Consider the following 22,315-nt stretch of genomic DNA (forward strand, 5'->3'; position numbering starts at 1 on the left):
ATTTAAAGTTTTTATTTATCTATCGTAGAAGGAAATACATATAAATGTTAGAATTTATTAATATTGATTCAAAAGTTTTGATCCATTTTGCTACCAAATTAACTTTATCTATCGTTTCTTTTCTGATTATATATTTTATTCGTGTACTATTAATTAAAGGTCTTATTAAAACAAATACCAAGGTGCAAAAAATTGATCCTACACTTATGCCTATTACCATAACAGTTATAAAATATGCAGCTTTTATCATTTCTATTTTAATTATTTTGAATATATTTGGAGCAAATACCAACGGTATTATTGCGATTATAGGTGCCGCAGGCCTAGGTCTCGCACTGGCATTAAAAGACACACTGCAAAATATTGCTTCGGGTATCATGCTTATTTTTTTACGTCCATTTAATATTAACGACTATATTGAGTGCAATTCCAATTCTGGCACGGTTATTGAGATTAATTTATTCACCACTACGTTAAAAACTGTCGATGGATTATTTTTGTTTGTGCCAAATAATTTATTATGGAATGCTTCCATAAAAAATTACACTCGCAATGGTTTAAGAAGACTTGACTTTTTTGTTGCAGTGTCTTATGCAGATCAGCTTAATCTTGTGAGTAAATTGCTTATGAATATTGCGGAGTCTGAAAAAAAGGTTTTAAAAGATCCTATTCCTATGGTTGTTGTAACAACTCTTGGTGAAAGCAGTATTCAATTGCTATTGCGTTGTTGGACTAAAAACGATGACTATTGGGAAGTGAATTATTCTCTCAATAAAATTGTCAAGGAATCTTTGGAAAACTCTGGCATTACTATTCCTTTTCCTCAAAGGGATGTGCATTTGCATATTTCCAATAAAACAAGTGAAAGCAGAAGCAAAGTAATTCATGCACTGCAAGAGCATAAATAAAAAGGATGAAGGGGGGCGAGTTGCGTTATTTTATTATTTTTTTAGTCACACTGGTTGCAATTGTTTTATCTTATTATTTTGTCGATCGAAGCGTTGTCTTCTTCATTGAAGAACAGCAAATAAATAAATCTATTATTTTGAAAATACTGTCAGATACGCCTATCATTCTTATATCATTTTTAGGAATTTACGGACTCCTTTTTATATTTATCTTTAAGAAATTCATGCACAATAAGCTTTTTCAAATGTTTTTTTGCGCAACACTTTCAGTTGTTTTAGCAGCACAAATAAAAGATATCTTAAAATATCTGTTTGGCCGCTATTGGGCAAATACTTGGCTTAATAACAATCCTTCACTTTTAGTAAACAATGTATATGGTTTTCATTTTTTTCAAAAAGCAAATTCATCATTTCCTTCCGGCCACACTACAGTCACATTTGCCTTCTGTACCGTTTGTCTATTATATTTTCCAAAATATAAATATTTATTTATTATTCCAATGATAACTGTTAGTATTGGCCAGATCGGCATGCATTATCATTTTGTCAGCGATGTGATTGCCGGAGGTTTTCTTGGCTATGCCGTGGCAAAAACCCTTACCTATTATTTGACTTCTGTTCAATTTCAAAAGCTTAATACATTAAAAAGCAAATGATTTATCTGCCAGTTAAAAATAAGTTGAAAAAAACAATTAAATGAATTATGACTTATAATCGTTTTAAGCGAGGAGTATAATGTCAATAAGATTAAAAAAGAGATCCGTTTATTATATCATATTTTTCTTACTTTTATTAATTGGAATGTGCTGGCTTTATTTACAGTCAAATAAGAAGTCAAGCATTCAACAGATAGAGCATACTCCAATTGTGGATAATTAAATTGTTAAAAAGATAGCTTTTAAAGAAAAATATTTTTTTTAAATAATCAAATACTAAAAATTAAGATTTAGCAGTAGCCTTAAGATAACCATCTAAGGAAATTAATAGTTCTTTTTTTGCTAAATTCGATAAATAAATTTTGATTATAAAATATAGCATAAAAACTTTTGAATTATTATCTTTTAAAAGGATAATTAATCGTTATGAATTGAAAGGAGTTAATTTTATCACGATTCGTTATATTGTAAAAATAAAGGAAAAGAATCTAGCGGCCTCTGGCTGACAGTTTTTCCCGCGAAATGATTAAGCCATGGCTCACGTCATAGGGTGATAAACCAACCGTTACTTTATCTCCGATAATGACACTGATTTGAAACTTACGCATCCTGCCTGAAATTTTCGCAGATATAGTTTGTCCTGTCTTTAAACTCACTGAGTATTTTCCACCTGCAAAAACATTGGTGACAGTTCCTTCCACGCTCAAGAGATCTTCACGACTCATGGGAACCTCCTATTCAATTTTTATAAAAGTTTCTAGAAATATTATTTCATATATTGTTTTATAAAAGCAAGTAGATTTTTGACATATTCGCAGCAATATGGTCTTCAAGCTGCAATGCTCATTACTTAAATGGTGGCAAATGTGATTTGCTTATTTATGCTTTACTAAATGGATATACTGTGACTCGAAAAGCTGTAACTGACATTTAGAGGTTTGAAAATAATAATATGATCTTATGATTTATAATTTCATATTCACCTATTAAAAATTTTCTTATTCAATAAATCTTAATAATTGTTAAGTTTTTTAATAAACCCTGCTTCAGCTGTTAAATATAGAAATAAACGAAAATTTTAGTTTTGTTTAAGAGTTGTCCATCTTTATACTTAATCGTTGATTTCTAATTTTAAACTATCAATTTATTCTTTGTTCTTATCATTAATAGCATCGGCAGCTTTCAAAGCTTGTTGAGCAAATATAAGTGCTTATTTATAGTTCTTGTTATCCATGGAGAGTTTGATTGAATTATGCAAAATATTTTTAATGGTCTAATAATTTAATTGTTATTTATTTTATGAATTTCGAGTTAAAATTGGTTGCTTTAATAAAGCGTTTTAAAGACAAAGCATACTTATCTAAAAAAAATTTTACTATATTTTTCATGCTCGATATCATTTTTACTTTCAAAAATTTGACGGTACTTGTTTAAATAAATATGGGCATCTTATAAATATTTTTCTTTTAAAAAAATAATTATAAGACTAGAGTAAACTCTTTTGAAATTTTTTTCGAGGGCAAATGCCGATTTTAAATCCTCTAAAGCTTTACTGCGTTGGTTAGAATCTTACATATAAATGACATGTCTATTTAAATATGCCTGAAAGTTAGGTTGGATTTCTATTGATTTTGCAATGTCTTGAAATGTCTTTTTATTTTTATCAGAATAATTATATACACGACTTCCTTAACAGTAAGCGCAAACGGGATTAAGATCAATTGCTTTAGTAAATGCCTTAACGGCTTTAATATATTCCTCGGTCATTTGGTAATGTTGACCCATATTATAATAGACACCCCATTTTTGATCGGCCGGCGAGTTCTCAAGAGCTGTCAAAAAATATTATTGTGCGAGCTTGGAAGCTGCAGTTATTTTTGCAATTTCAAAATTAACTGCAGCTTCCAATAATTTTTTTGAGGATTCTGTGTATTCAATCTGGCTCATTTGAATAGAGTGTTTCGTTTTATATTTTACTTTTAAGAAAACAAATAAAACAAAAATAATAGAGAATATTATCGTGAAAAGTCAATTTTGATGTTATCTTCTGTTTATTATGCAAAGGCGGATATTTTAACTTTATCTAATGAGAAATTATATCAAAAATATGATGAAATAAGTTCTGAGTTACAATTAAAAAATATTGATTTTTTAATGACACCTTTAATTTGCTGAGTTTCATTATGTAAAAGTGTTATCATTGTCAAGAGAAAAAAGGAGAGCGCCACGAATTCGAATAAATCCAAAGACCAATAAGGACGGAAAAATAGAATACACTGAAGATGGAAAAAATGATATTTGAAGTTGAAAGTCCTGATATTGCAAAATCTGTTCTCACAATTGTCGAGCGCTGGGGATTTTATTTTTCAATTGTGGAAATAATATATCATGGAAGGGAAGCAAATACAGGCGTTAAAATAGATGACATTAGAAAAAATTTAAACAAAAATAATTCTTCAAGAAATAGAGACAATGATACATCTTCTGACAGACGTGGTTCATCAAGAAGTGCGCATCATGTTAAAATTGTTGATAAACCTATAGGCGGAAGTAAATTTGGACATATTGCGAGATAAAAAATTTTAAGCATGATTTATTTTTTAGAAATTATTTACATTTTAATTATTATTGTATATTTATTAAAGTATAAGTAGTATTTTTGGCTTTATAGTTTTAGATTTATAAATCAAAATGACATATTAAGCCTGAGCAAAACCCTCGAGGTCACCACAAAAAATAATTTTAAAATATAAGTAAACACATTTAGGTAGAAATTTAGGTAAAAGAAAAGCATTCTTGAAGGGCATTTGCGGCCAGCAACTCTGCCCTGAAAGGATGCTCTTTCTTTTACCGAGAGATTAAATAAAAAATGAAAACTTATAAATTTAAATTCCCCAAAATAATACTTCGCTAAACCCCTAATTTTCAAACTCAACGATTGTCACACCATCACCACCTTCACCTTGGCGACCACCTCTGAATTTTAATTTATAGTTTGCGCTTTCAAGAAATTTTCGCACTGACTCTTTGACTTTGCCCATGCCGTGACCATGAATAATCACGACGCGATCGACTTCAAGACGGCTCATTTTATCGAGTTCTACGTCGAGTTTATCGAGGGCTTCATCAACGGTTTTACCACGGAGATTGATAGTGTTACCAGAATGTTGGAGAGTGGGCGGGATTTCGCTGTCATGGACATTAGTGACTTTCTTTTGGGTATTTGTTTGACTCTTGGTTTTTATTTTAAGATTTGTGTTAAAAGAATTTTTTGTTACTTTGTTATTTTGTTTATCCGATTCATTCAATTCATGGAAAGGAATTTTTATTTTCATTATACCGAATTGGCATTCGACCTGACCTTTGCCATCCGCAGTGCGGAGGACAGTACCTGTTTCTTTAAATTTGGTAGATTTTACTTTCATACCCACTTGCCAGTGATCAGCTGTGCGTCCTTGAGCTTGGATGGATAGAGCGGTGCTGGTTGCTTTCTTTGCTTTGGCTTTGGTATTTTGCTCAAGATCTTCAAGTGAGCGTATGTCATCTTCTAAATTTTCTTCGATATCATCAAATGAATCATTTAACAGCTCAAGACTTTCGCGTGCTTCATCAAGCAGTGAGCGGCTTGACATATGACGGGGTGCACGAAATTTTTGTGCACGTTCATCAAGGCTTGAAAAACTATTTTTATCGTCCGTCTTGCTTTTCTTTGGCAGTTTTAAACCAGCAAGAGCTTCGAAGCCAGAAAGTTTTTGGGGTTTCGCAGCATCTTTTTGAATTGTTTCTTTTGTGTCGATTGTGAACTTATTAGGGCTAGGAGTATTTTCCTGTTCTGCAGAGCTATCTACGCTTTTTAATTTTTCTGCATATTCATGTTTTAAGTCTTGCAATAAACTTTCTTTTTGTTTTTCAAATTGCCGCTCACGGATGTCGAGTCTGTTTTCATAAGCATTTAAGCGTTTTTGCAGTTTGTTACGGTAGCCATCGACAAGGTCATCGCGCAACTCTGACAATTTTTCTCGTTCATGTTTTAAAGCTTTTAATTCTGATTCTAATTTTTTGCTCAATTCGACTTGTTGACTTAATTCTTCTTTTATTTGAATTCTTTTTAATTGGAGATCGCGGAGAATATTTTCCATTCTTTGCGATTCGTTGCCATAATATTGGCGAGCTTTTTCAATAATTTGTTTACTTAAGCCCATGCGTTCTGCTAGCTCAATGGCATAACTTTGTCCAGGAATGCCAGATAAAACTTTATAGGTTGGCAAAAGTTTATGCGGTTCAAATTCCATGCTGCCATTATAAAATCGCGAATCACCATCAGCCAATGTTTTCAAATTGGAAAAGTGAGTAGTGATAATCACCGTTGCTTGTTTTTCAGCAAACAATTCAAGTGTCGCTCTTGCCATAGCAACGCCAATAGCGGGATCGGTACCAACAAAACCTTCATCCAGTAATATAAGTGAAGATTCATTGGCAGCTTCTGTTACTTTCTTAATTTGGGACAGATGCCCCGAAAAGGTTGAAAGATCTTCTTCACGATTTTGTCTGTCACCGAGTTCGACAAAAATATTTTCATAATCAAGCATTTCAGCTTTTTCGCAGGCAACAAAAAGACCTGCTTTCGCCATTAAAACAGTCACCCCCACGGTTTTCATCGCAACTGTTTTACCACCTGCATTGGGGCCACTGAGCACCCAAATTTTGGGGGAGATTTGTTCTTCTTTTTGTGGTTTTAATTCAAGATCATTTGGCACACAATTTTTTTTCTCGAGTAAAAAAAGTGGATGCTTTGCTTCGAGTAATGAAAAACGTTTGATCTTTTCATTCGCGCTTAAAAAGCGTGGTTGAATTCCAGTGATTGCGCCCGCAAAACGGGTGCGGGCTGAAATATTATCCAATTGCGTAAGAATATCTGCTGAATTTAAAATTTCATCACAAACAAGGTAACAATCTTTCGAGAGTTCTTTGATAATTCTCTGTTCTTCTATTTCAACATCGCTTTGTGCTTTTTCCAGATGCGTATGTTGTTGAGCAAGGGCATGGGGTTCCAAAAACACGGTAGATCCCGATTGGCTCACACCACGCGGTATACCATCGATATCTCCCTTGCGGTCTGCCCTGACGGGAAGCACATAGCGGCCGTCACGTAACATCCACACACTGTCCTGCACAGCGTTTTTAACTTCTTGTCTTCTGAGGATTTCTTCGAGATGCTCGACAATCCTCCGCTTAGCATTTTCTAGGCGGCTGCGGGCTGAGTGCAATTCAGGTGAAGCTGACGAAAGAATATTTCCATCAATATCAACGCTTTTTTGTAATTTAGCCTGTAAATTCATTTGAGCAGTTAAAGTTGAAATCAGTTCATATAATTTTGGAAAGCGTTGAATTCTTGTTTTTTCAAATTTAAAAAAACCTTGTAAAGTATAACAAAGTTTTAAAACAATGAGAATCTGAAATAAGCTGAGTGGGGAAAGCAATGCACCTCGTTTTAAAGGTTTTGCAAACATCTCTAAGTCAAAGGATTCAAGCCCCAAGCTGTTTCCTTGGGTTGTCAATTCCAACATTTCAGCTGTCGTTGTGAAAAAGAAATCTCTCTCACTGTTTTCAAGCCAAGGATCTAATTGTAACAAATGTTTTTTTGTGTGAGGAGAAGTTGAGTATTCGGAAAGAAATTTAGTTATTTTATTCCACTCGAGACGCTCTAGGGCGTCTTTGCGAAGAAATTTAAGAGAGCTATTGTCAATGTTGCTTTCATGTTCCATAAGAATCACACACCGTTTGTAGATTGGTTTCCAAGCGTAGCGGGATGATGTATAAACATATTATAAACAAACTTCAATAGGGAGTAGATACGTGGCTCGTGGTAAAAATTATATCAATCAAGATGAGCGACGTGATCATTTTCAAAAGATTGAGAAAATAAAAAAAGAAAAAAGATCCGTACGTGGCCGTAATGAAGATGATTGGATTATTGATAATCCTGATCAAGATAAAACAAAAATTGCTATTAAAGAACAGATAAAAAGCTTAATAAAAAATGGTATGCGCCGCGGGCGTGTGATTGAAGTGCAAAAAAGAAATATTTTTATTGCAGAAGAAAATGAAAAAGGGATGCCTGAAACAGAAAATTTATGGCTCTGTTCAGTGGCAAAACGACACTTCCAACGAGCCCATAAGGAACGAAACTTTGTTGTGGTGGGAGATAGGATTTTATTTGAACCCGATATCGGCATTGAATATGACCAAGATGGACAACCTCTTGATTCCGATTTGCCAAGGGGTGTTGTGCAGCATGCCTTTTTGCGTACGAGCAAAATATCGCGCAAAGATCCAATGCATCCAGAATGGGAACACGTAATGCTTGCCAATATTGATCTCGTTGTCATCGTTGCTTCTGTGTTGAATCCAGAAGTACGTTGGGGACTTGTCGATCGTTTTTTGGTACAAGCTGAACTTGAAAATATTCCGGTTGTCATCGTTCTTAATAAAGTAGATCTCTTGTTAAATACAAGTTTGGCAAACAAAGAATTTCTTGAAACTTATAAAAGACGGGTCGAAATTTATCGAAACATAGGCTATGAAGTTGTTGAAATATGTGCGTTAAAACCTAAAAAAACGCCTGAAGCAGTTAAACAATTACGTAAATTATTTAAAGGGAAACTCGTAGGTTTTGCTGGACATTCTGGGGTCGGAAAAAGCAGCGTGCTCAATCTCATGCGTCCAGAATTTGAACAAATAGTCGATGACAATCCCGAAATATTTTATAAAGGACGCCATACGACAACTTACAACAGTTTATTGCAGCTCGATATCGGTGCTTATGCGATTGACACTCCAGGCATTCGTTCCTTTAATATCAGTCAATACGATGCCATTACTTTAAGCCATTGTTTTCCAGAATTTCGTCCTTATAAGTGCAAATATAGAGAGTGCTCGCATGATCATGAACCCAACTGTGGAGTGAAAAATGCCTTGGAAGAAGCTAAAATCTCATTTGAACGTTACCGCAGTTACCTTGGTATTTTAAAAGGTTTGAGTTTCCGTGAAGGTGAGGGTGATTCAACTGATGCAAGTATGATAGCAGATCTCAAAGCACGTGAACAAAAAAGAGATGAAGAACAATTGAATAATATAAATCAAGAAAATATTGCAGAAGAGCGGCTTCAAGAAATTATTAAAATAAAAGAAGATGAATAATTGCAAAGGTAACAAATATGTCAAGCAGACAAGAAAGTAACAACTCTCAATACGATATTGCGATTGTTGGTGGCGGCCTTTCAGGCATATTGCTTGCACTTCGTCTTTCCAGAGAGAGTCATAAAGAACACGGAAAAATCGTTTTAATTGAGCAACAGCCTCAACTTGGTGGTCGCAATTTTTTTTCTTCTCCTCTAAATTTTTCTGGAAAATCTTGTGAAGAAATTAATCAGGAAATTTTACTACATTCGAGTCAGTGCCAGAATTTAAGTGGTCCTGGTTTTGAAATTATGAATGTAGAATCTTTAAATGCAATGTTAAGACATATTTTGTCGCATTTAACGGAAGATGAGAAAAACCAATGTGAAGAATTTATGAATCGATTGGAAGAAAACGAAACTGATAGAAGGAGTCGCTGTTTTTTTGTTAAAAAAGACTTTGTCAGTGAAGCACAATTGCTCACAGGTTCATCGGAAATATTAACAAAAAGAGAAGCAGAATTGCTTCGTTCATTTGCTTATGATTTTTATTCACCGCATTTGGATTCACAAGAAGAGAATATAGAAAGAAACAACACACTGTTTGAGAAATCTACGCAATGGAATGAACTTGCAAAAGGCAGTAAAGAAACATTGAGTTCAATTTTTTCTTCAATCGTCGGACCAGATTGGGAAAAATCATCATTTATTTATGTCTGTAAAAGTTTATGGGTTTTTTTTAATAATTTTAAAGAACCTTTACCAAAATCTTTTAAGAGAAAAATGGGGCTTGAGTTATTCATTGAAAAAATTCTCCGTGCACGTGGAATTGAAGTGCGTACACTCTGCGAAGTTTTACGAGTCAATCACAATAAAGAAACAAACTTTAGTTTAATCCTAGCTGACGAAGTCAATCCAACTCACAAAACAGTTCAAGCAGACAAACTTATTTTTGCAATGCCACTTGTTCAGTGTTTAGGAATTATTGCAAAAGAAGAATTTTCACCCGAACAATCTCGTTTTGTGTCAAAGGTGCGTCCTTTATCGCTGGTGGTCTCTGAGATTTCCGATTTTCTCTCTGTGCGGTCTGAAAATTGGCCTGAGAATGTTGGGGCTTGCGATAGACTTCTATTTCCAGTAGAACGTGTGCAAGGATTTTTAACTTGTGATGGACGTCTTCTTTTTTCGACCCAGCTTGATTATGAAGATTCGTTGCAAGCACCTGCTGTGCGTGAAGCCGTTGCACGACTGCGCAGAGCCGCTGTGCGTGTGCTGAAAGCGGAAGTTGCTGAGGAGATTAAAAAGGGTGCGCGTATGCCACAAAATAAAATATCGGAACGAATTGTCTTAGTGCCCGTTGCAGTATCGATTCCGAATAATATTCCTGCAAATATCGAAGTGAAAGAAACAAAAATGGGAATCAAGGGTCTCTTCTGCTGTGGTGACAGTTTTCTAAGTTTAGCTGATGAGCCGTGGAAACGGGTTGTTGCCAGTGTGCACGATGTCATGCTGCGTTTAAATGGAAATGAAGCCTAAAAAGACTCCATTTTTTTATAGGAGTTAAAGAATGGAATCTTTTTGCACTTATTTTCAGAGCAAAAACGGAAAAATGCATTATTATGATAATAAGTTGAATAAAAAGATTCTACTTTTTATTCATGGTCTGTCAGCTTGTAAAGAAGTTTTTTATCAACAGATAGAGCTGTTAAAAAATGAATATCGCATAATTGCAGTCGATCTTCTCGGACATGGTGCAAGTGAAAATGCTTTAAATGCAGAGGAAGCATATTCCAACTTAGGTTTTACAGATTCGATCGTTGAATTGTTAAGTTATTTAAAAGCGCAAAACATCATAATTTATGGCTGGTCATTGGGTGGTGCTATTGCTATTGATTTACTCGAGCGATTTCCTGAGACGAAAAAAATAATCCTTGATGGCTACCCGCCCGTTTCTTTCAAAACCAAGAATTTTGAGAACGCATATTTATACCATGAAACAACCCATTTAATAGCGCAAAGAGTTCTCAGTGAAGTTGAGGCTTTTGCATATGTTAAAAATGGTGGGATAAACGCCAATGAAAATCACACAAGCGATAGAGTCGATAAAATAGTTAAAGCTGTTTTGCGTGCCAATGGATCACTGAAAGAGATCTGGTTTAATTCTTTATTGAAATTGGTTGGGATCAGCCCAAAAGAGTGTGTGGAGAGAAACAGAGATAAGGTAACAATTTTAATTGGAGAAAATGATCCCGGAATAAATATGAATTATATGAAGGATCATTTTAAGGACATCACTGAATTTTATCCTAATGCAGGGCATGCGGTTTTTTGGGAGAGACCTTACGAAATAAGGAAATATCTTTAGACTTTCCCACCATCTATCGCGATTTCAGTCCCATTTATATGCTCAGCATCTTCGGATAAAAGCATAGCAATTACACTGGCGGCCCTTTCTGGCTCGGCAAAAAGCTTTTGTCCAAGCGGATTTAAAGTTTTAATTAAATTGATATTAACTCCATCGGGAATGGCAAATGAATTTGCGAGGTCAGTGGTGATACCGCCTGGTAAAACACAGTTTGCATGCAAGCCTTGTTGGAAATATTCAATAAATAAAGAGCGGGTAAATGACTTTATAGCACCTTTCGTCGCTGCATAAGCAGCAAGCCAAGGATGAGGCTGTTCACTTGCAGAGGAAGATGTGTTGACTAAATAACTTGTTTTGTTTTTTAGGAGCCAAGGCAAAGCATGCTTATTAACATTAAAAGTTCCTGTTAAGTTAACTGCAATCAATTCATTCCATTGCTTTAAACTCATTTCGTGAGTTTTATACACACGTAGTATTCCTGCATTGTGGCTCAAGCCATTTATGCCATCAAGTTCTTCTGCTAATTTATCGATGCTTTTTTTAACTTCTTCAAAATCTGAAACGTTACAGACAGAAGAGACAACTTTAATAGAAAAATGTTCAAGATTTTTGCATAATTCCTTAAGTTTTTCGGAATTATTATCTATTAAAGCTAAATTTCCGCCTTCACATGCTATGCGAAAAGCAGTTGCTTTGCCGATTCCGTTTGCTGCTCCTGTTATAAGAATATTTTTATTTAGAAACCGTTTCATAGTCTTTCTTCTCCGATTTTTTTAAAAAAAGAAACAAAAACGGTAATGCAAGTAAAGTACAAACTGAACAAAATAATGCAAAGCCAACGATTTGATGCGATGTATCAATTAAGGAAACTAATTTTGTCCCAGCTGCAAAAAACAGAGCAGTTATGATACTAAATAAAGATGCTACTGTACCTTTAGCTTGATTGGTTGAATATAATATTAAGCGATACAGCGAAGAATTGTATGCACCTAATCCAATACCATATAGGCTCATTGGCAGAATTAATATGAAGAGGTTTTCTTTAAAGATTATGCTAGATATTCCCATTATAAGAATTGAAATAATTATAAAAATTGATCCTTTTTGTACCATTTCCGGCAGAGAAAATCTATTTAATAATTTGGAGACACAAAGTGTACCTAGAATGATGCCTCCAAATACAGGCACTTGACAAAAGCCATAGAGAGCAGATGAAAGTCCCAATTTTTCCATTAATATATTTGGGGAGAGTGCTATCCACGATAAAATAGGAACACCGTTTAAACCAGCTAAACAGCAACCAGAAAGAAAAGCTTTATTTTTTAAAATATTTTGCATCGTCTTAAAAATATTCAAAATATTTAAATTAGGCAGCATGCTTAGGTCAGCTTTTTTAGTAAACTTCTTATTTTCTATATATTGAAAGTGAGCAGTTTCTGGCATAAAGAAATACAGTCCAATAAAACTTATAAAAGACAGAACTGATGTGATTAAAAAAATTCCACGCCAGGCAAAAAATTCGAGATATGCACCACCCAATAGTGGTCCTAATAAAGGCGCTATGAGTGCCACATTTGCCATAAGAGAAATTGTTACAACCGCTTCTTTTTCAGAAAATAATTCTTGCACTGTTACGTAACCTAATACACCGATAAAACAGGTGCCCATACCTTGCAAAAAGCGAAAGAAAATAAATTCTGAAAAACTACTTGAAAAATATAGACATATGGAACTAAAAAGGAAGAAACCTGCGCCAAAGACCATAAGTTTTCGTCGACCAAAGCTATCAGAGAGTGGTCCTAAAATAAGTTGAATACTCGCCCCTCCAAGTAAAAATGCAGTGAGAGCAAGAGGAATATTTGCTGATATCTCATTGAATTCTTGAGTGACTTGCAGCATTCCTGGCATAATCATGTCATTGGAAAGATAAACCGTGAATTCAAAAAGCACTAAAAATACTATAAAATATTTTTCAATTTTAAAACGTTCTAAATACATATGAAAGCTCTTTCAATTAAGAAATTTTACTTTTAAATCATAATAAAAAAATGTGTATGGTAATTTAAGTCATCAATGTTTTCGAGGAATATAAATTTTATTACAAAAAATGAATCAATTAAATATTATGCAAATAAATCCTATGATAAAACAGTGACTTAAATTTTTATAAAATAAAAGCGATTTAATTTCGCTTAATACGGAGATTTGTCAGGAGTATGAAAGAAAGCATTTGAAAAAAGTCCTAAAGATCTGGTAAGTTCCATTGTGCAAAACAATCCGCTAACAGCTTTGTGTAAGATAATTTTAAAAAAATGTCAAGATTATATTTTCCTACTAGAAAAATTTACTGAGTAGGAAAAATTATTTTTTTCTTCATGCTATTTTATATTAAGAATACTTTTTTTTGCTTTGTCTATTTTAAATTATTATATAATCATTTTTAGTAAGGCGGTTTATGAATATCAAAAATGTATTTAATTTTTATTCTCGTTACGGGAAAATTTGTTATTATGATAATAAATTGGATAAAGACATTTTGCTTTTTATTCATGGACTATCAGTGTGCAAAGAAGTGTTTTATAAACAAATTGAACTTTTAAATAATGATTTTAGAATTATTGCGATTGACTTATTGGGGCATGGGGGCAGTGAAAATGCATCTCATGATTTTGATTATGCTTATACAGTTCAAGGTTATAGTGATTGTATTATAGAATTTTTAACATTATTTGGAGCAAAAGCGGTGACAGTTTATGGTTGGTCGATGGGAGGCTCCATAGCAATAGAATTGCTTGAGCGTTATTCTGGTGTCAAAAAAATTTATATTGATAGTTGCACGCCCGTGTCTTATATACAAGGTAACATGCGAAAAGCATATTTATTTAATAAAGTAGCACGTCTTATTATTAAAAAATTTTACACTTACGATGAAGCAATTGATTGTTTAAAAAAGGGTGGAATTGTTCCAAACCATACCCATAGTTTTCAAAAAATTGAACCTGTGATTGAAGGATTTTTACGTGCGAATGGGAATATGCGTGAAATCAGTTTTGCTTCTTTAATGGAAATGAAAGGGGTAAGCCCCAAAGAATGCGTTGAAAAACAGCGTGAAAAAGTAAAAATATTAGTTGGTGCAAAAGATCCTAGGATAAATATAAAATATTTAAAAAAACACTTTGCAGATATCACAGAGATTTATCCCAAATCAGGCCATGCTATTTTTTGGGATAATCCCAGCACTCTAAAGCAATTGCTTGAGCAAAATTAATAGTTAGTTCTGTTCAGAAAGTTGTTTTTCTTTTTCCCATTTTGCTCGAACTTCTTTAGCGCGTTCTTGGCGAACGAGTAAAGCTTGCATATTATTTTTGCGCATAGTTTCAGAACGTTTAGCTTCGCGGGCAAAATATTTATCATAGCAGTGTGGACAATAAAGATCTTTTTTAAATTTTTCACTGCTCAGATCTTCTGGTTTTAAAGGAGACCAGCAGCCGTAACAGATTTCGTATTTTGTTTCGTTGAGTTTCTTATCGACGGCCACTCTGTAGTCGAAAACGAAACAATCACCATCATAATAATTGTCTTCGCTAGGTGCTTTATTGGCAGTTTCTTCAAAATATTTAAGAATACCACCTTGCAATTGATAAACTTCTTCAAAACCTTCTTGGCGCATAAATGCTGTCGCCTTTTCACAGCGAATACCACCTGTACAGAAAGTAACAACTTTTTTATTTTTATGTTGAGAAAAATTGTCTTTTATCCATTGCGGAAACTCTCGGAATTGTTTCAAGCGGGGATCAATTGCTCCTCGGAATGTTCCAAGATCAACTTCATAATCATTGCGTGTGTCTAAAATAACGAGTTCTTCACCGTCATCGAGCCATTTTTTGAGCTCGAGGGAATCTACATATTTACCCGTAAAATGCGCTGGTTTAATAGAGTCCATGCCCATAGGAATAATTTCATTTTTTACTTTAATGATCATGCGGCGGAATGGAATATGATCGCTATAACTTTTCTTAAATTCAACATCCGCAAAGCGTGGATCGGCGTGCATATAATCGATATATTGTTGAATGGCTTCATCACTTCCAACTAAGCAGGAATTAATACCTTCATTGGCAAGCAGAATCGTACCTTTAATATGTAAATCATTGCAAAAATTCAAGAGAGTTGCGCGCAACTCATTTGGCTTTTCTATCTGAACGAATTTATAATAAGCAATATTAACATAAGGATGTGAAGCGGAAGGGCTAGTTTGATTCATAAATTTCACCTTGTAAAGTATTGAAATTTAAAGCATTGAATTCTATTCAATGCTTTTTTTATTTATTTGTTTCTACCAATTTTACTTAAGAAATCATTTCTTTGTAAATTTTATTGAGAAGTTCTTTGTCCTTGCGTTCCCAGGATTGGAATACACGACGTGCTTCACGATTTTCTAAAGCAGTTGAACGGAAGTATTCAATAAATCCAGTTTCAGTGTCTTGTGTGCGTAAGTTTTGCACTTTTTCAGCGGCGATTACAATTTGGCTCGCTCCACGAGTGAGGATAAGATTGTTGCGATTCCATTCTAAAGAAACAGCGGAAGATGTGAAAGTCATAATTTCTCCTTTGTAGTAAGACCCAAAAAGTCAAGATATCCCATAGCGCAAGCTTATAAGAGACTCAAGTTGAAATCATCTTTGTTATATTTTGGGTCATTTTTAGATTTGCTTAAGTTTTGTGTTGACTAGCTGGCTAAAAATCAAAAAGTTTGTTATTTGTGAGATTCAGAATTCTTAATATATTTTGCGGAGGGCTTATGTCATTGAAACTATTTGGTTATTCTCTAATCTCTCTCGTTTTTTCGCTAAATGCAATGGCAGCCATTCCGAAAGATCCTTTAGCAGCGAAAGTGCAAGAGTTGAATATTGGTAATTTAGATGACCCTAAGACCCTCGATCCACAAAAATGCAATGAAACTGGCTGCGGAGCTATCATTTTGCAGCTGTTTGAAGGATTGGTGCGGGAAAATTCAGATGGGAATGTGCTGCCAGCCGCAGCTGAAAATTGGGTGATCAGTGCTGATGGAAAAACATATAACTTGAGACTGAGAAAAAACTTAAAATGGTCCGACGGGACAAAGCTCACTGCTGAAGATTTTGTCTATTCTTTGAAACGTTTGGTTGATCCAAAAGTGGCTTCAGAATATTCAACCTTACTTGAAAATGTCGTGAATGGAAAAGACATTATTGATGGGAAAAAGCCGACTGACTCCTTAGGCGTGAGAGCAATTGATGAGCGCAATCTCGAAATAAAGTTGAGCGCGGCCACTCCTCATTTTTTAAAGAATTTAACCATAAGCAGCACTTTTCCTGTTCAAAGAAACAACGTTGAAAAACATGGTGAAAGCGAAGATTCCTTTACGGCAGAAGGTATTCTTGTCTCCAATGGCCCCTTTAAACTTACAGGCAGAAAGGTAGGAGACAAAGTAACTGCAGAAAGAAATGAGAACTATTGGAATGTCGAATCGGTTTATATTAGCAAAGTGAATTTTCACTCTGTATCAGACACACTCACAGAATATAGAATGTTTGAAACGGGTCAACTCGATGCAACAGATAGAGTTCCTGTTGACTTATATAAGCAAATTAAAAAGAAATATGTAAAAGAATTTAAAGAGAGCCCATATCTTGGTAGTTATTTTTATGTCTTTAATACCCAGATACCTCCTTTTAATAATAAAAAGCTGAGACAAGCGTTGAGCATAGTTATTGATCGCAATGTCATAGTGCATAAAGTTCTTGGTGGCAGAGGAGAAAAACCTCTCTATGATTTCGTTCCCATCGGTATGAGCGATTACACTCATGCAAAGCCTTACTGGCAAGATTGGTTAAGGGAAAAACAGCTTGCAGAAGCAAAAAAGCTTTATAAAGAAGCAGGTTTTTCTGAACAAAAACCTCTGACTTTGCATATTTTGTACAACACACTTGAAAGTCATCGAAAAATTGCCACAGCAATTGCTTCCATGTGGAAAAAGGAACTGGGTGTCAATGCAATTCCACAAAATGAGGAGTGGAAAACCATGCTAGACAAAAGAAAAAATGGTGATTTCGAAATAATGCGCTTAGGTTATGTGGCAGATATCAACGATGTGTCAAACTTTTTTATTCAATTGCGCAGCACCGATCCTGCAAACGATTCGCATTTTAAAAATAAAGATTACGATTCAGTGGTCAATAAAGCACTGATAGAGAGCGATTCTGCAAGGCGGCAAAAATTATTTGAAGAAGGTGGTAAAATATTAGCCGAAGATCAACCTATTATGCCAATTTATAGCAGTATATCTTTGTATTTAGTGCATCCTTATGTGGTGGAATTTAAGAAAAATGTATTGAATCATTATTATTTATCAGGCGTTTACTTAAGAGAAAATCCTAAAAATATCAATTGATATTTAATTTTAATTTATTTTGACAAAGGATTTGTCGTGAAAAAATATTATAAAATTTCGGCCATTGTTACTTTATTATCATCCATAGCATGTGCAAATGGGCTTAAAGATCCCTTGGCTGCCAAAGTACAAGAAATTCATATTGGCAACTTTGATAATCCAAAAAGTTTGGATCCTGCACTCTGCAATGAGCAGGTGTGCGATCTTATTTTAATTCAGCTGTTTGAAGGTCTGGTAAAGGAAAATAACGCGGGTGACATAGAGCCTGCAGCAGCAGAGAAATGGGTCATATCCGATGATGGCAAAACTTATACTTTTACATTACGGAACAACCTAAAATGGTCAGACGGATCAAAACTCGTAGCGCAAGATTACGTTTACGCAATGAAACGTTTGATTGACCCTAAAAATGCTTCTGAATTTTCTAATATTTTAGAAAGTGTTGTGAATGGAAAAGGGATCATCAGCGGACAGAAGAATCCAAAAACATTAGGAGTCAGAGCTCTCAACGACACAACCCTCGAAATAAAATTAGCACAACCCACTTCCTATTTTTTGCAATACATGATCATGCATCAAGTTTTTCCTATGCAGAAAAAAAGTGTTGAACAGCATGCCAATAAAGGCTCTTCTTTCGCAGTGCCTGGCAAACTTATATCTAATGGCCCCTTTATTTTAACTTCACATAAAATTGGTAACAAATTAACTATCGAGAAAAATCCAAATTATTGGGACAAAGAATCTGTTTATTTAAATAAAGTTCATTTCTATCCCATTGTCGATAGCAATACAGAATACAAAATGTATGAAACAGGGCAGCTAGATATCACTGCCGGAATTCCAACAGGACAATATAAAATACTAAAAAATAAACACAAAAATGATTTTAAAAGCACCCCTATTTTAGCGAATTATTATTATATTTTTAATCTCAGTAATGAGAAGCTTAAAAGTAAAAATTTGCGAACAGCTTTGAGTATTGTTCTGGATAGAGACGTAATCACGCAGAATATTTTGGAAGGAAGTCAGAGATCACTTTACGATTTTGTTCCCTTTGGGATCAAAGACTATACCCAAGCTAAAACTTATTGGCAGGATTATCCGAGGGAAAAACAATTAGCTGAAGCACGTAAACTTTATGCAGAAGCGGGTTACAGTAAAGAAAATCCATTTAAAATAAATATCACTTACAATACAAATGATGGCCATAAAAAAATTGCCACTGCCATAGCGTCCATGTGGAAAAAAGAATTGGGTGTGCTTGCCAACATTCAAAATGAAGAATGGAAATCCTTACTTGAAAAAAGAATCAATGGCGATTTCGAACTGGTTCGTTATAGTTATATTGCTGATATTAACGATCCAATTAACTTTTTAATTCAATTCCGCACAAAAGAATTACAAAACGACGCGCGCTACAGTAACAATGAATATGACAAACTGATAAATGAGTCCATGAGCGAAATGGATCCTGTTAAAAGAAAAAACTTATTGAAACTAGCGGGTAAAATAATCATCGAAGATTCTCCTGTTATCCCAATTTATAGTATGACAACGAGTTATTTATTAAAACCTTCTGTAGTGAATTTAGAAAAGAATATGATGTTGCGTTTTTATCTAAAAAATACCTATATAAGGGAACAAGGAAAAGCTATCAATTAACTTTTATCAATAGAGGATCAAATATGAAGAATATAATAAAGATTTTTTCTCTTGCAATGGTCTATACCCAAACAACATATGCGGCTGTGCCGAAAGATCCCATGGCAGCAAAAGTCCAAGAAATAAATATTGCAAATAACCAAGAGCCCACAACTTTTGATCCGCACAATTGCCATGAGGTTGCTTGTTCAAGTATTCTTGAGCAAATATTTGAAGGTTTAGTCAATGTTGATCAAAAGGGAGTTATTGTTCCTGCACAAGCAGAAAAATGGACAATGTCCCCTGATGGAAAAAAATATACATTTACGTTACGGAAAAATTTAAAATGGTCCGATGGGACGAAAATCACAGCACAGGATTTTGTCTATGGCATGCAAAGGTTAGTCGATCCAAAAACTGCTTCGGAAAATGGTTATTTATTGGAAAATATAGTGAATGGTAAAGACATAAATTCAGGCAAAGCAACACCAGAATCACTTGGCGTCAAAGCACTCAACGAAAGCACTCTTGAAATAACCCTTATCCGTCCCACTGCCTATTTTTTAGAAGTGATGGCGATGATCAGTGCTTCTCCCGTGCAAAAAAAGAATGTCGAGCAATACGGCTCTAGGGAATTCACTCACGCAGGAAAACTTGTGAGCAATGGTCCCTTTGTTCTGAAAGAAAGAAAAATTGGTGATAAAATAGTCCTAGAACCAAATCCAAACTATTGGGATAAAAATGCTGTTTATTTAAATAAGGTGAATTATCTTATATTAAAAGATTTGGTTTCAGAATACCGCATGTTTGAAGCAGGACAATTGCATATAACCGGTGTAATCCCTGCCGATCAATACAAAGCGATTAAAGTAAAATACGCAGAAGAGCTGCAGAGCACACCAATTCTTTCTATGTATTATTATATTTATAATTTAAACAATCCTAAATTGCAAAATAAAAGTCTGAGAAAAGCTCTCGATATGACTATCGATCGCACAGCTATCACCGACTCAATTTTAGGAACTGGAGATATTCCTTCCTACGAAATTGTGCCAAATGGGATGAAAAATTACACACAGAGAAAACCGGAATGGACTAACTGGACAAAAGAAAAACAAGTTCTTGAAGCAAAAAAACTGTATGCAGAAGCAGGTTATAGTAAAGAAAAACCGTTAAAATTACAAATTCTTTATAACACCGACGAGAACCATAAAAAAATAGCCATTGCCATTGCATCTATGTGGAAAAAGAGCTTGGGTGTTGAGGTCGAAATTGCCAATGAGGAATGGAAAACATTGCTCGACAAACGCTCGACCGGACAATTTGAAGTTTTGCGTTTAGGTGGGCTTGCCACTATGAATGACGCATATGATTTCTTAACAAACTTTCAATCCACCAGCGTGCGCAACACTCCGAAATTTAAAAATGCAGATTACGATAAATATATTGAACAGGCAGAAAGTGAAGTGAATCCTGTTTTAAGAAAATCTCTGCAAGAAAAAGCTGGGAAAATTTTAATGGAAGAACTTCCTTTTTCACCCATTATGAGCCAGACGCGTAAATATTTAAAACGGAAAGAAGTGATTGGTTTTAAAAAGAATATTTTAGAAAAATATTCTTTTGTTGGGGTTTACATAAAGGATAAAAAGAGTGATTTGAATTAATTCCTATTTTGAATAGAGGAGGAAGTGATGAAAAGTTTTTTTAAATATTTAGCCATTTCTGTTACTTTATCTCAGGCGGCATATGCCGCTGTGCCAAATGATCCCCTTGCCGCAAAAGTGCAGGAGGTCAATCTTGTGAACTCAGAAGAGCCGACTACCCTCGATCCCCAACTTTGTCATGAAACAGCCTGCACAGAACTCGTCCGTAGTTTGTATGAAGGGTTGCTTAGTACTGATGGAAATGGGGAGATAGTCCCAGCAGCGGCTGAAAAATGGTCTATCACACCCGACGGAAAAAAATATACGTTCGCATTGCGCAAAAACTTAAAGTGGTCAGATGGAAGTGAATTGACTGCGCATGATTTTGTGTATGGTTTTAGACGTCTTGTCGATCCCAAAGTGGCTTCAGAAAATGCCTCTAACCTTGAAAATGTTGTGAATGGTACTGAAATCAATCAAGGTAAAATGGCATTGCACACCCTTGGAGTCAAAGCGCTTGATAACTTGACCCTTGAAATCACTTTAAAAAAACCATCGGGTTATTTTTTAGAATCCCTCGCTGTATCTGCTGTAGTGCCCTTGCAGAAGAAAAATTACGAAAAGTATGGAGCAAGTGCTTTTACCTTAACAGAAAACTTTGTCGGCAATGGCCCTTTTATTTTGTCGTTACGTAAGTCAAGAGATAGAATAGTTTTTACCCCCAACAAATACTATTGGAATAAAGACAAAGATTATTTATCCAAGGTGAATTATTTAATAGTTGGAGAAGCTGTTGCTGAATACAAGATGTTTGAAGCCAATCAAATCCATATGACAAATAGCATTCCTACGGAACAAATAAAAGGAATTCGGGAAAAATATCCTAATCAATTAAAAACTTTTGAAGAACTTGCTAGTTATTATTATATTTATAATTTAAGAAATCCAAAATTAAAAAATAAATCTCTGCGGCAAGCTCTTAATATTGCCATCGACAGAGATGTTATAACTAAGTCGTTTTTAAATACCGGACAAATATCTGCTTACGATCTCATTCCAAATAATATGAAAAGTTACAGCCATAACAAAGCTTATTGGCAGGAGTGGCCACGGGAAAAACAACTTGCTGAAGCAAAAAAACTTTATGCAGAAGCAGGTTATTCTAAGGAAAATCCTCTCAAAATTCAAATCCTTTTCAATACCGACGAAGGACACAAAAAAATAGCTACAGCCATTGCTTCCATGTGGAAAAAATCTTTAGGTGCTGAGGTTGAAACCCTCAACGAAGAATGGAAAACCATGCTCGACAAGCGTTCAACAGGTCAGTTTGAGGTCATGCGTTTGGGAACAGTAGCAAATATGAATGACCCGTATAATTTTTTTGAAAATCTAATTTCTCATAAAGAAGTGAATGTAACGAAGTATAAAAATGCAGAATTTGATAAATACATCGAACAAGCAGAAAATGAAGTAAATCCTGAATAAAGAAAA

The 22,315-nt window shown here is 34.6% G+C and carries 18 protein-coding genes; 11 read left to right on the plus strand and 7 right to left on the minus strand.

What is annotated here, in order from left to right; genetic code table 11:
* Positions 1-44: 44 nt before the first annotated feature.
* Together EZS29_RS06010 and EZS29_RS06015 are read left to right on the plus strand one after the other, a co-directional pair.
* Complete coding sequence (locus EZS29_RS06010) at positions 45-908, plus strand: mechanosensitive ion channel family protein (protein ID WP_130607564.1); 864 nt, start codon at positions 45-47, stop codon at positions 906-908.
* A 20-nt stretch (positions 909-928) separates the two neighbouring features.
* Complete coding sequence (locus tag EZS29_RS06015; RefSeq protein ID WP_172603804.1) at positions 929-1,564, plus strand: phosphatase PAP2 family protein; 636 nt, start codon at positions 929-931, stop codon at positions 1,562-1,564.
* A 488-nt stretch (positions 1,565-2,052) separates the two neighbouring features.
* Here EZS29_RS06015 and infA read toward each other — a convergent pair whose 3' ends face one another.
* Positions 2,053-2,289: a translation initiation factor IF-1 gene (infA, locus tag EZS29_RS06020; RefSeq protein WP_130607568.1), complete on the minus strand. Its 237-nt coding sequence runs from the start codon at positions 2,287-2,289 to the stop codon at positions 2,053-2,055.
* A 964-nt stretch (positions 2,290-3,253) separates the two neighbouring features.
* Complete coding sequence (locus EZS29_RS16335) at positions 3,254-3,349, minus strand: hypothetical protein (protein ID WP_130607570.1); 96 nt, start codon at positions 3,347-3,349, stop codon at positions 3,254-3,256.
* Between the two features lie 506 nt (positions 3,350-3,855).
* On the opposite strand from EZS29_RS16335, the gene EZS29_RS06030 reads away from it, so the two are divergent.
* Complete coding sequence (locus tag EZS29_RS06030; RefSeq protein WP_130607572.1) at positions 3,856-4,140, plus strand: hypothetical protein; 285 nt, start codon at positions 3,856-3,858, stop codon at positions 4,138-4,140.
* A gap of 342 nt (positions 4,141-4,482) precedes the next feature.
* On the opposite strand, the gene EZS29_RS06035 is transcribed toward EZS29_RS06030, so the two are convergent.
* Positions 4,483-7,329 (minus strand): endonuclease MutS2, encoded by a 2,847-nt coding sequence (locus EZS29_RS06035; protein WP_130607574.1) that lies wholly within the window; start codon positions 7,327-7,329, stop codon positions 4,483-4,485.
* Between the two features lie 91 nt (positions 7,330-7,420).
* Between EZS29_RS06035 and rsgA the strand changes: the two genes are divergently transcribed.
* Genes rsgA through EZS29_RS06050 form a run of 3 tightly spaced genes read left to right on the plus strand, consistent with a single transcriptional unit; the run spans position 7,421 to position 11,107 of the window.
* Positions 7,421-8,764 carry a ribosome small subunit-dependent GTPase A gene (rsgA, locus tag EZS29_RS06040; protein ID WP_130607575.1) on the plus strand — a complete coding sequence of 448 codons (1,344 nt, stop codon included), beginning with the start codon at positions 7,421-7,423 and terminating at the stop codon, positions 8,762-8,764.
* Between the two features lie 17 nt (positions 8,765-8,781).
* The gene (locus EZS29_RS06045; RefSeq protein WP_130607577.1) at positions 8,782-10,278 is read left to right on the plus strand and encodes an NAD(P)-binding protein; all 1,497 of its coding nucleotides are present in this window, start codon (positions 8,782-8,784) and stop codon (positions 10,276-10,278) included.
* A 31-nt stretch (positions 10,279-10,309) separates the two neighbouring features.
* Positions 10,310-11,107, plus strand: a complete 798-nt coding sequence (locus EZS29_RS06050; protein ID WP_130607579.1) for an alpha/beta fold hydrolase — start codon at positions 10,310-10,312, stop codon at positions 11,105-11,107.
* On the opposite strand, the gene EZS29_RS06055 is transcribed toward EZS29_RS06050, so the two are convergent.
* Positions 11,104-11,859, minus strand: a complete 756-nt coding sequence (locus EZS29_RS06055) for an SDR family NAD(P)-dependent oxidoreductase (protein ID WP_130607581.1) — start codon at positions 11,857-11,859, stop codon at positions 11,104-11,106. The two genes, EZS29_RS06050 and EZS29_RS06055, sit on opposite strands and share 4 nt — an antisense overlap.
* Positions 11,840-13,105, minus strand: a complete 1,266-nt coding sequence (locus EZS29_RS06060; RefSeq protein ID WP_130607583.1) for an MFS transporter — start codon at positions 13,103-13,105, stop codon at positions 11,840-11,842. The genes EZS29_RS06055 and EZS29_RS06060 overlap by 20 nt, the downstream gene beginning before the upstream one ends.
* Positions 13,106-13,562: 457 nt before the next feature.
* On the opposite strand from EZS29_RS06060, the gene EZS29_RS06065 reads away from it, so the two are divergent.
* Positions 13,563-14,375, plus strand: coding sequence for an alpha/beta fold hydrolase (locus EZS29_RS06065; RefSeq protein WP_130607585.1), 813 nt, complete (start codon positions 13,563-13,565; stop codon positions 14,373-14,375).
* Positions 14,376-14,378: 3 nt separating this feature from the next.
* Here the strand turns inward: EZS29_RS06065 and trhO are convergent, their stop codons facing one another.
* Together trhO and EZS29_RS06075 are read right to left on the minus strand one after the other, a co-directional pair.
* Positions 14,379-15,371 (minus strand): oxygen-dependent tRNA uridine(34) hydroxylase TrhO, encoded by a 993-nt coding sequence (gene trhO / locus EZS29_RS06070; protein WP_130607587.1) that lies wholly within the window; start codon positions 15,369-15,371, stop codon positions 14,379-14,381.
* A gap of 85 nt (positions 15,372-15,456) precedes the next feature.
* Positions 15,457-15,708 carry a hypothetical protein gene (locus EZS29_RS06075; RefSeq protein WP_130607589.1) on the minus strand — a complete coding sequence of 84 codons (252 nt, stop codon included), beginning with the start codon at positions 15,706-15,708 and terminating at the stop codon, positions 15,457-15,459.
* Between the two features lie 200 nt (positions 15,709-15,908).
* Between EZS29_RS06075 and EZS29_RS06080 the strand changes: the two genes are divergently transcribed.
* From EZS29_RS06080 to EZS29_RS06095, 4 genes are read left to right on the plus strand one after another with little or no spacing between them, the layout of a single operon-like run.
* Positions 15,909-17,540 (plus strand): peptide ABC transporter substrate-binding protein, encoded by a 1,632-nt coding sequence (locus EZS29_RS06080; protein ID WP_130607591.1) that lies wholly within the window; start codon positions 15,909-15,911, stop codon positions 17,538-17,540.
* A 36-nt stretch (positions 17,541-17,576) separates the two neighbouring features.
* Positions 17,577-19,202 (plus strand): peptide ABC transporter substrate-binding protein, encoded by a 1,626-nt coding sequence (locus tag EZS29_RS06085; RefSeq protein ID WP_172603805.1) that lies wholly within the window; start codon positions 17,577-17,579, stop codon positions 19,200-19,202.
* 23 nt (positions 19,203-19,225) lie between these two features.
* The gene (locus EZS29_RS06090; RefSeq protein ID WP_130607595.1) at positions 19,226-20,845 is read left to right on the plus strand and encodes a peptide ABC transporter substrate-binding protein; all 1,620 of its coding nucleotides are present in this window, start codon (positions 19,226-19,228) and stop codon (positions 20,843-20,845) included.
* Positions 20,846-20,872: 27 nt separating this feature from the next.
* A complete protein-coding gene (locus EZS29_RS06095; RefSeq protein ID WP_130607597.1) occupies positions 20,873-22,309 on the plus strand; it encodes a peptide ABC transporter substrate-binding protein in 1,437 nt (478 codons plus the stop codon).
* Positions 22,310-22,315 lie beyond the last annotated feature (6 nt).

The organism is Fluviispira sanaruensis (assembly GCF_004295685.1).
Classification (GTDB): domain Bacteria; phylum Bdellovibrionota_B; class Oligoflexia; order Silvanigrellales; family Silvanigrellaceae; genus Silvanigrella; species Silvanigrella sanaruensis.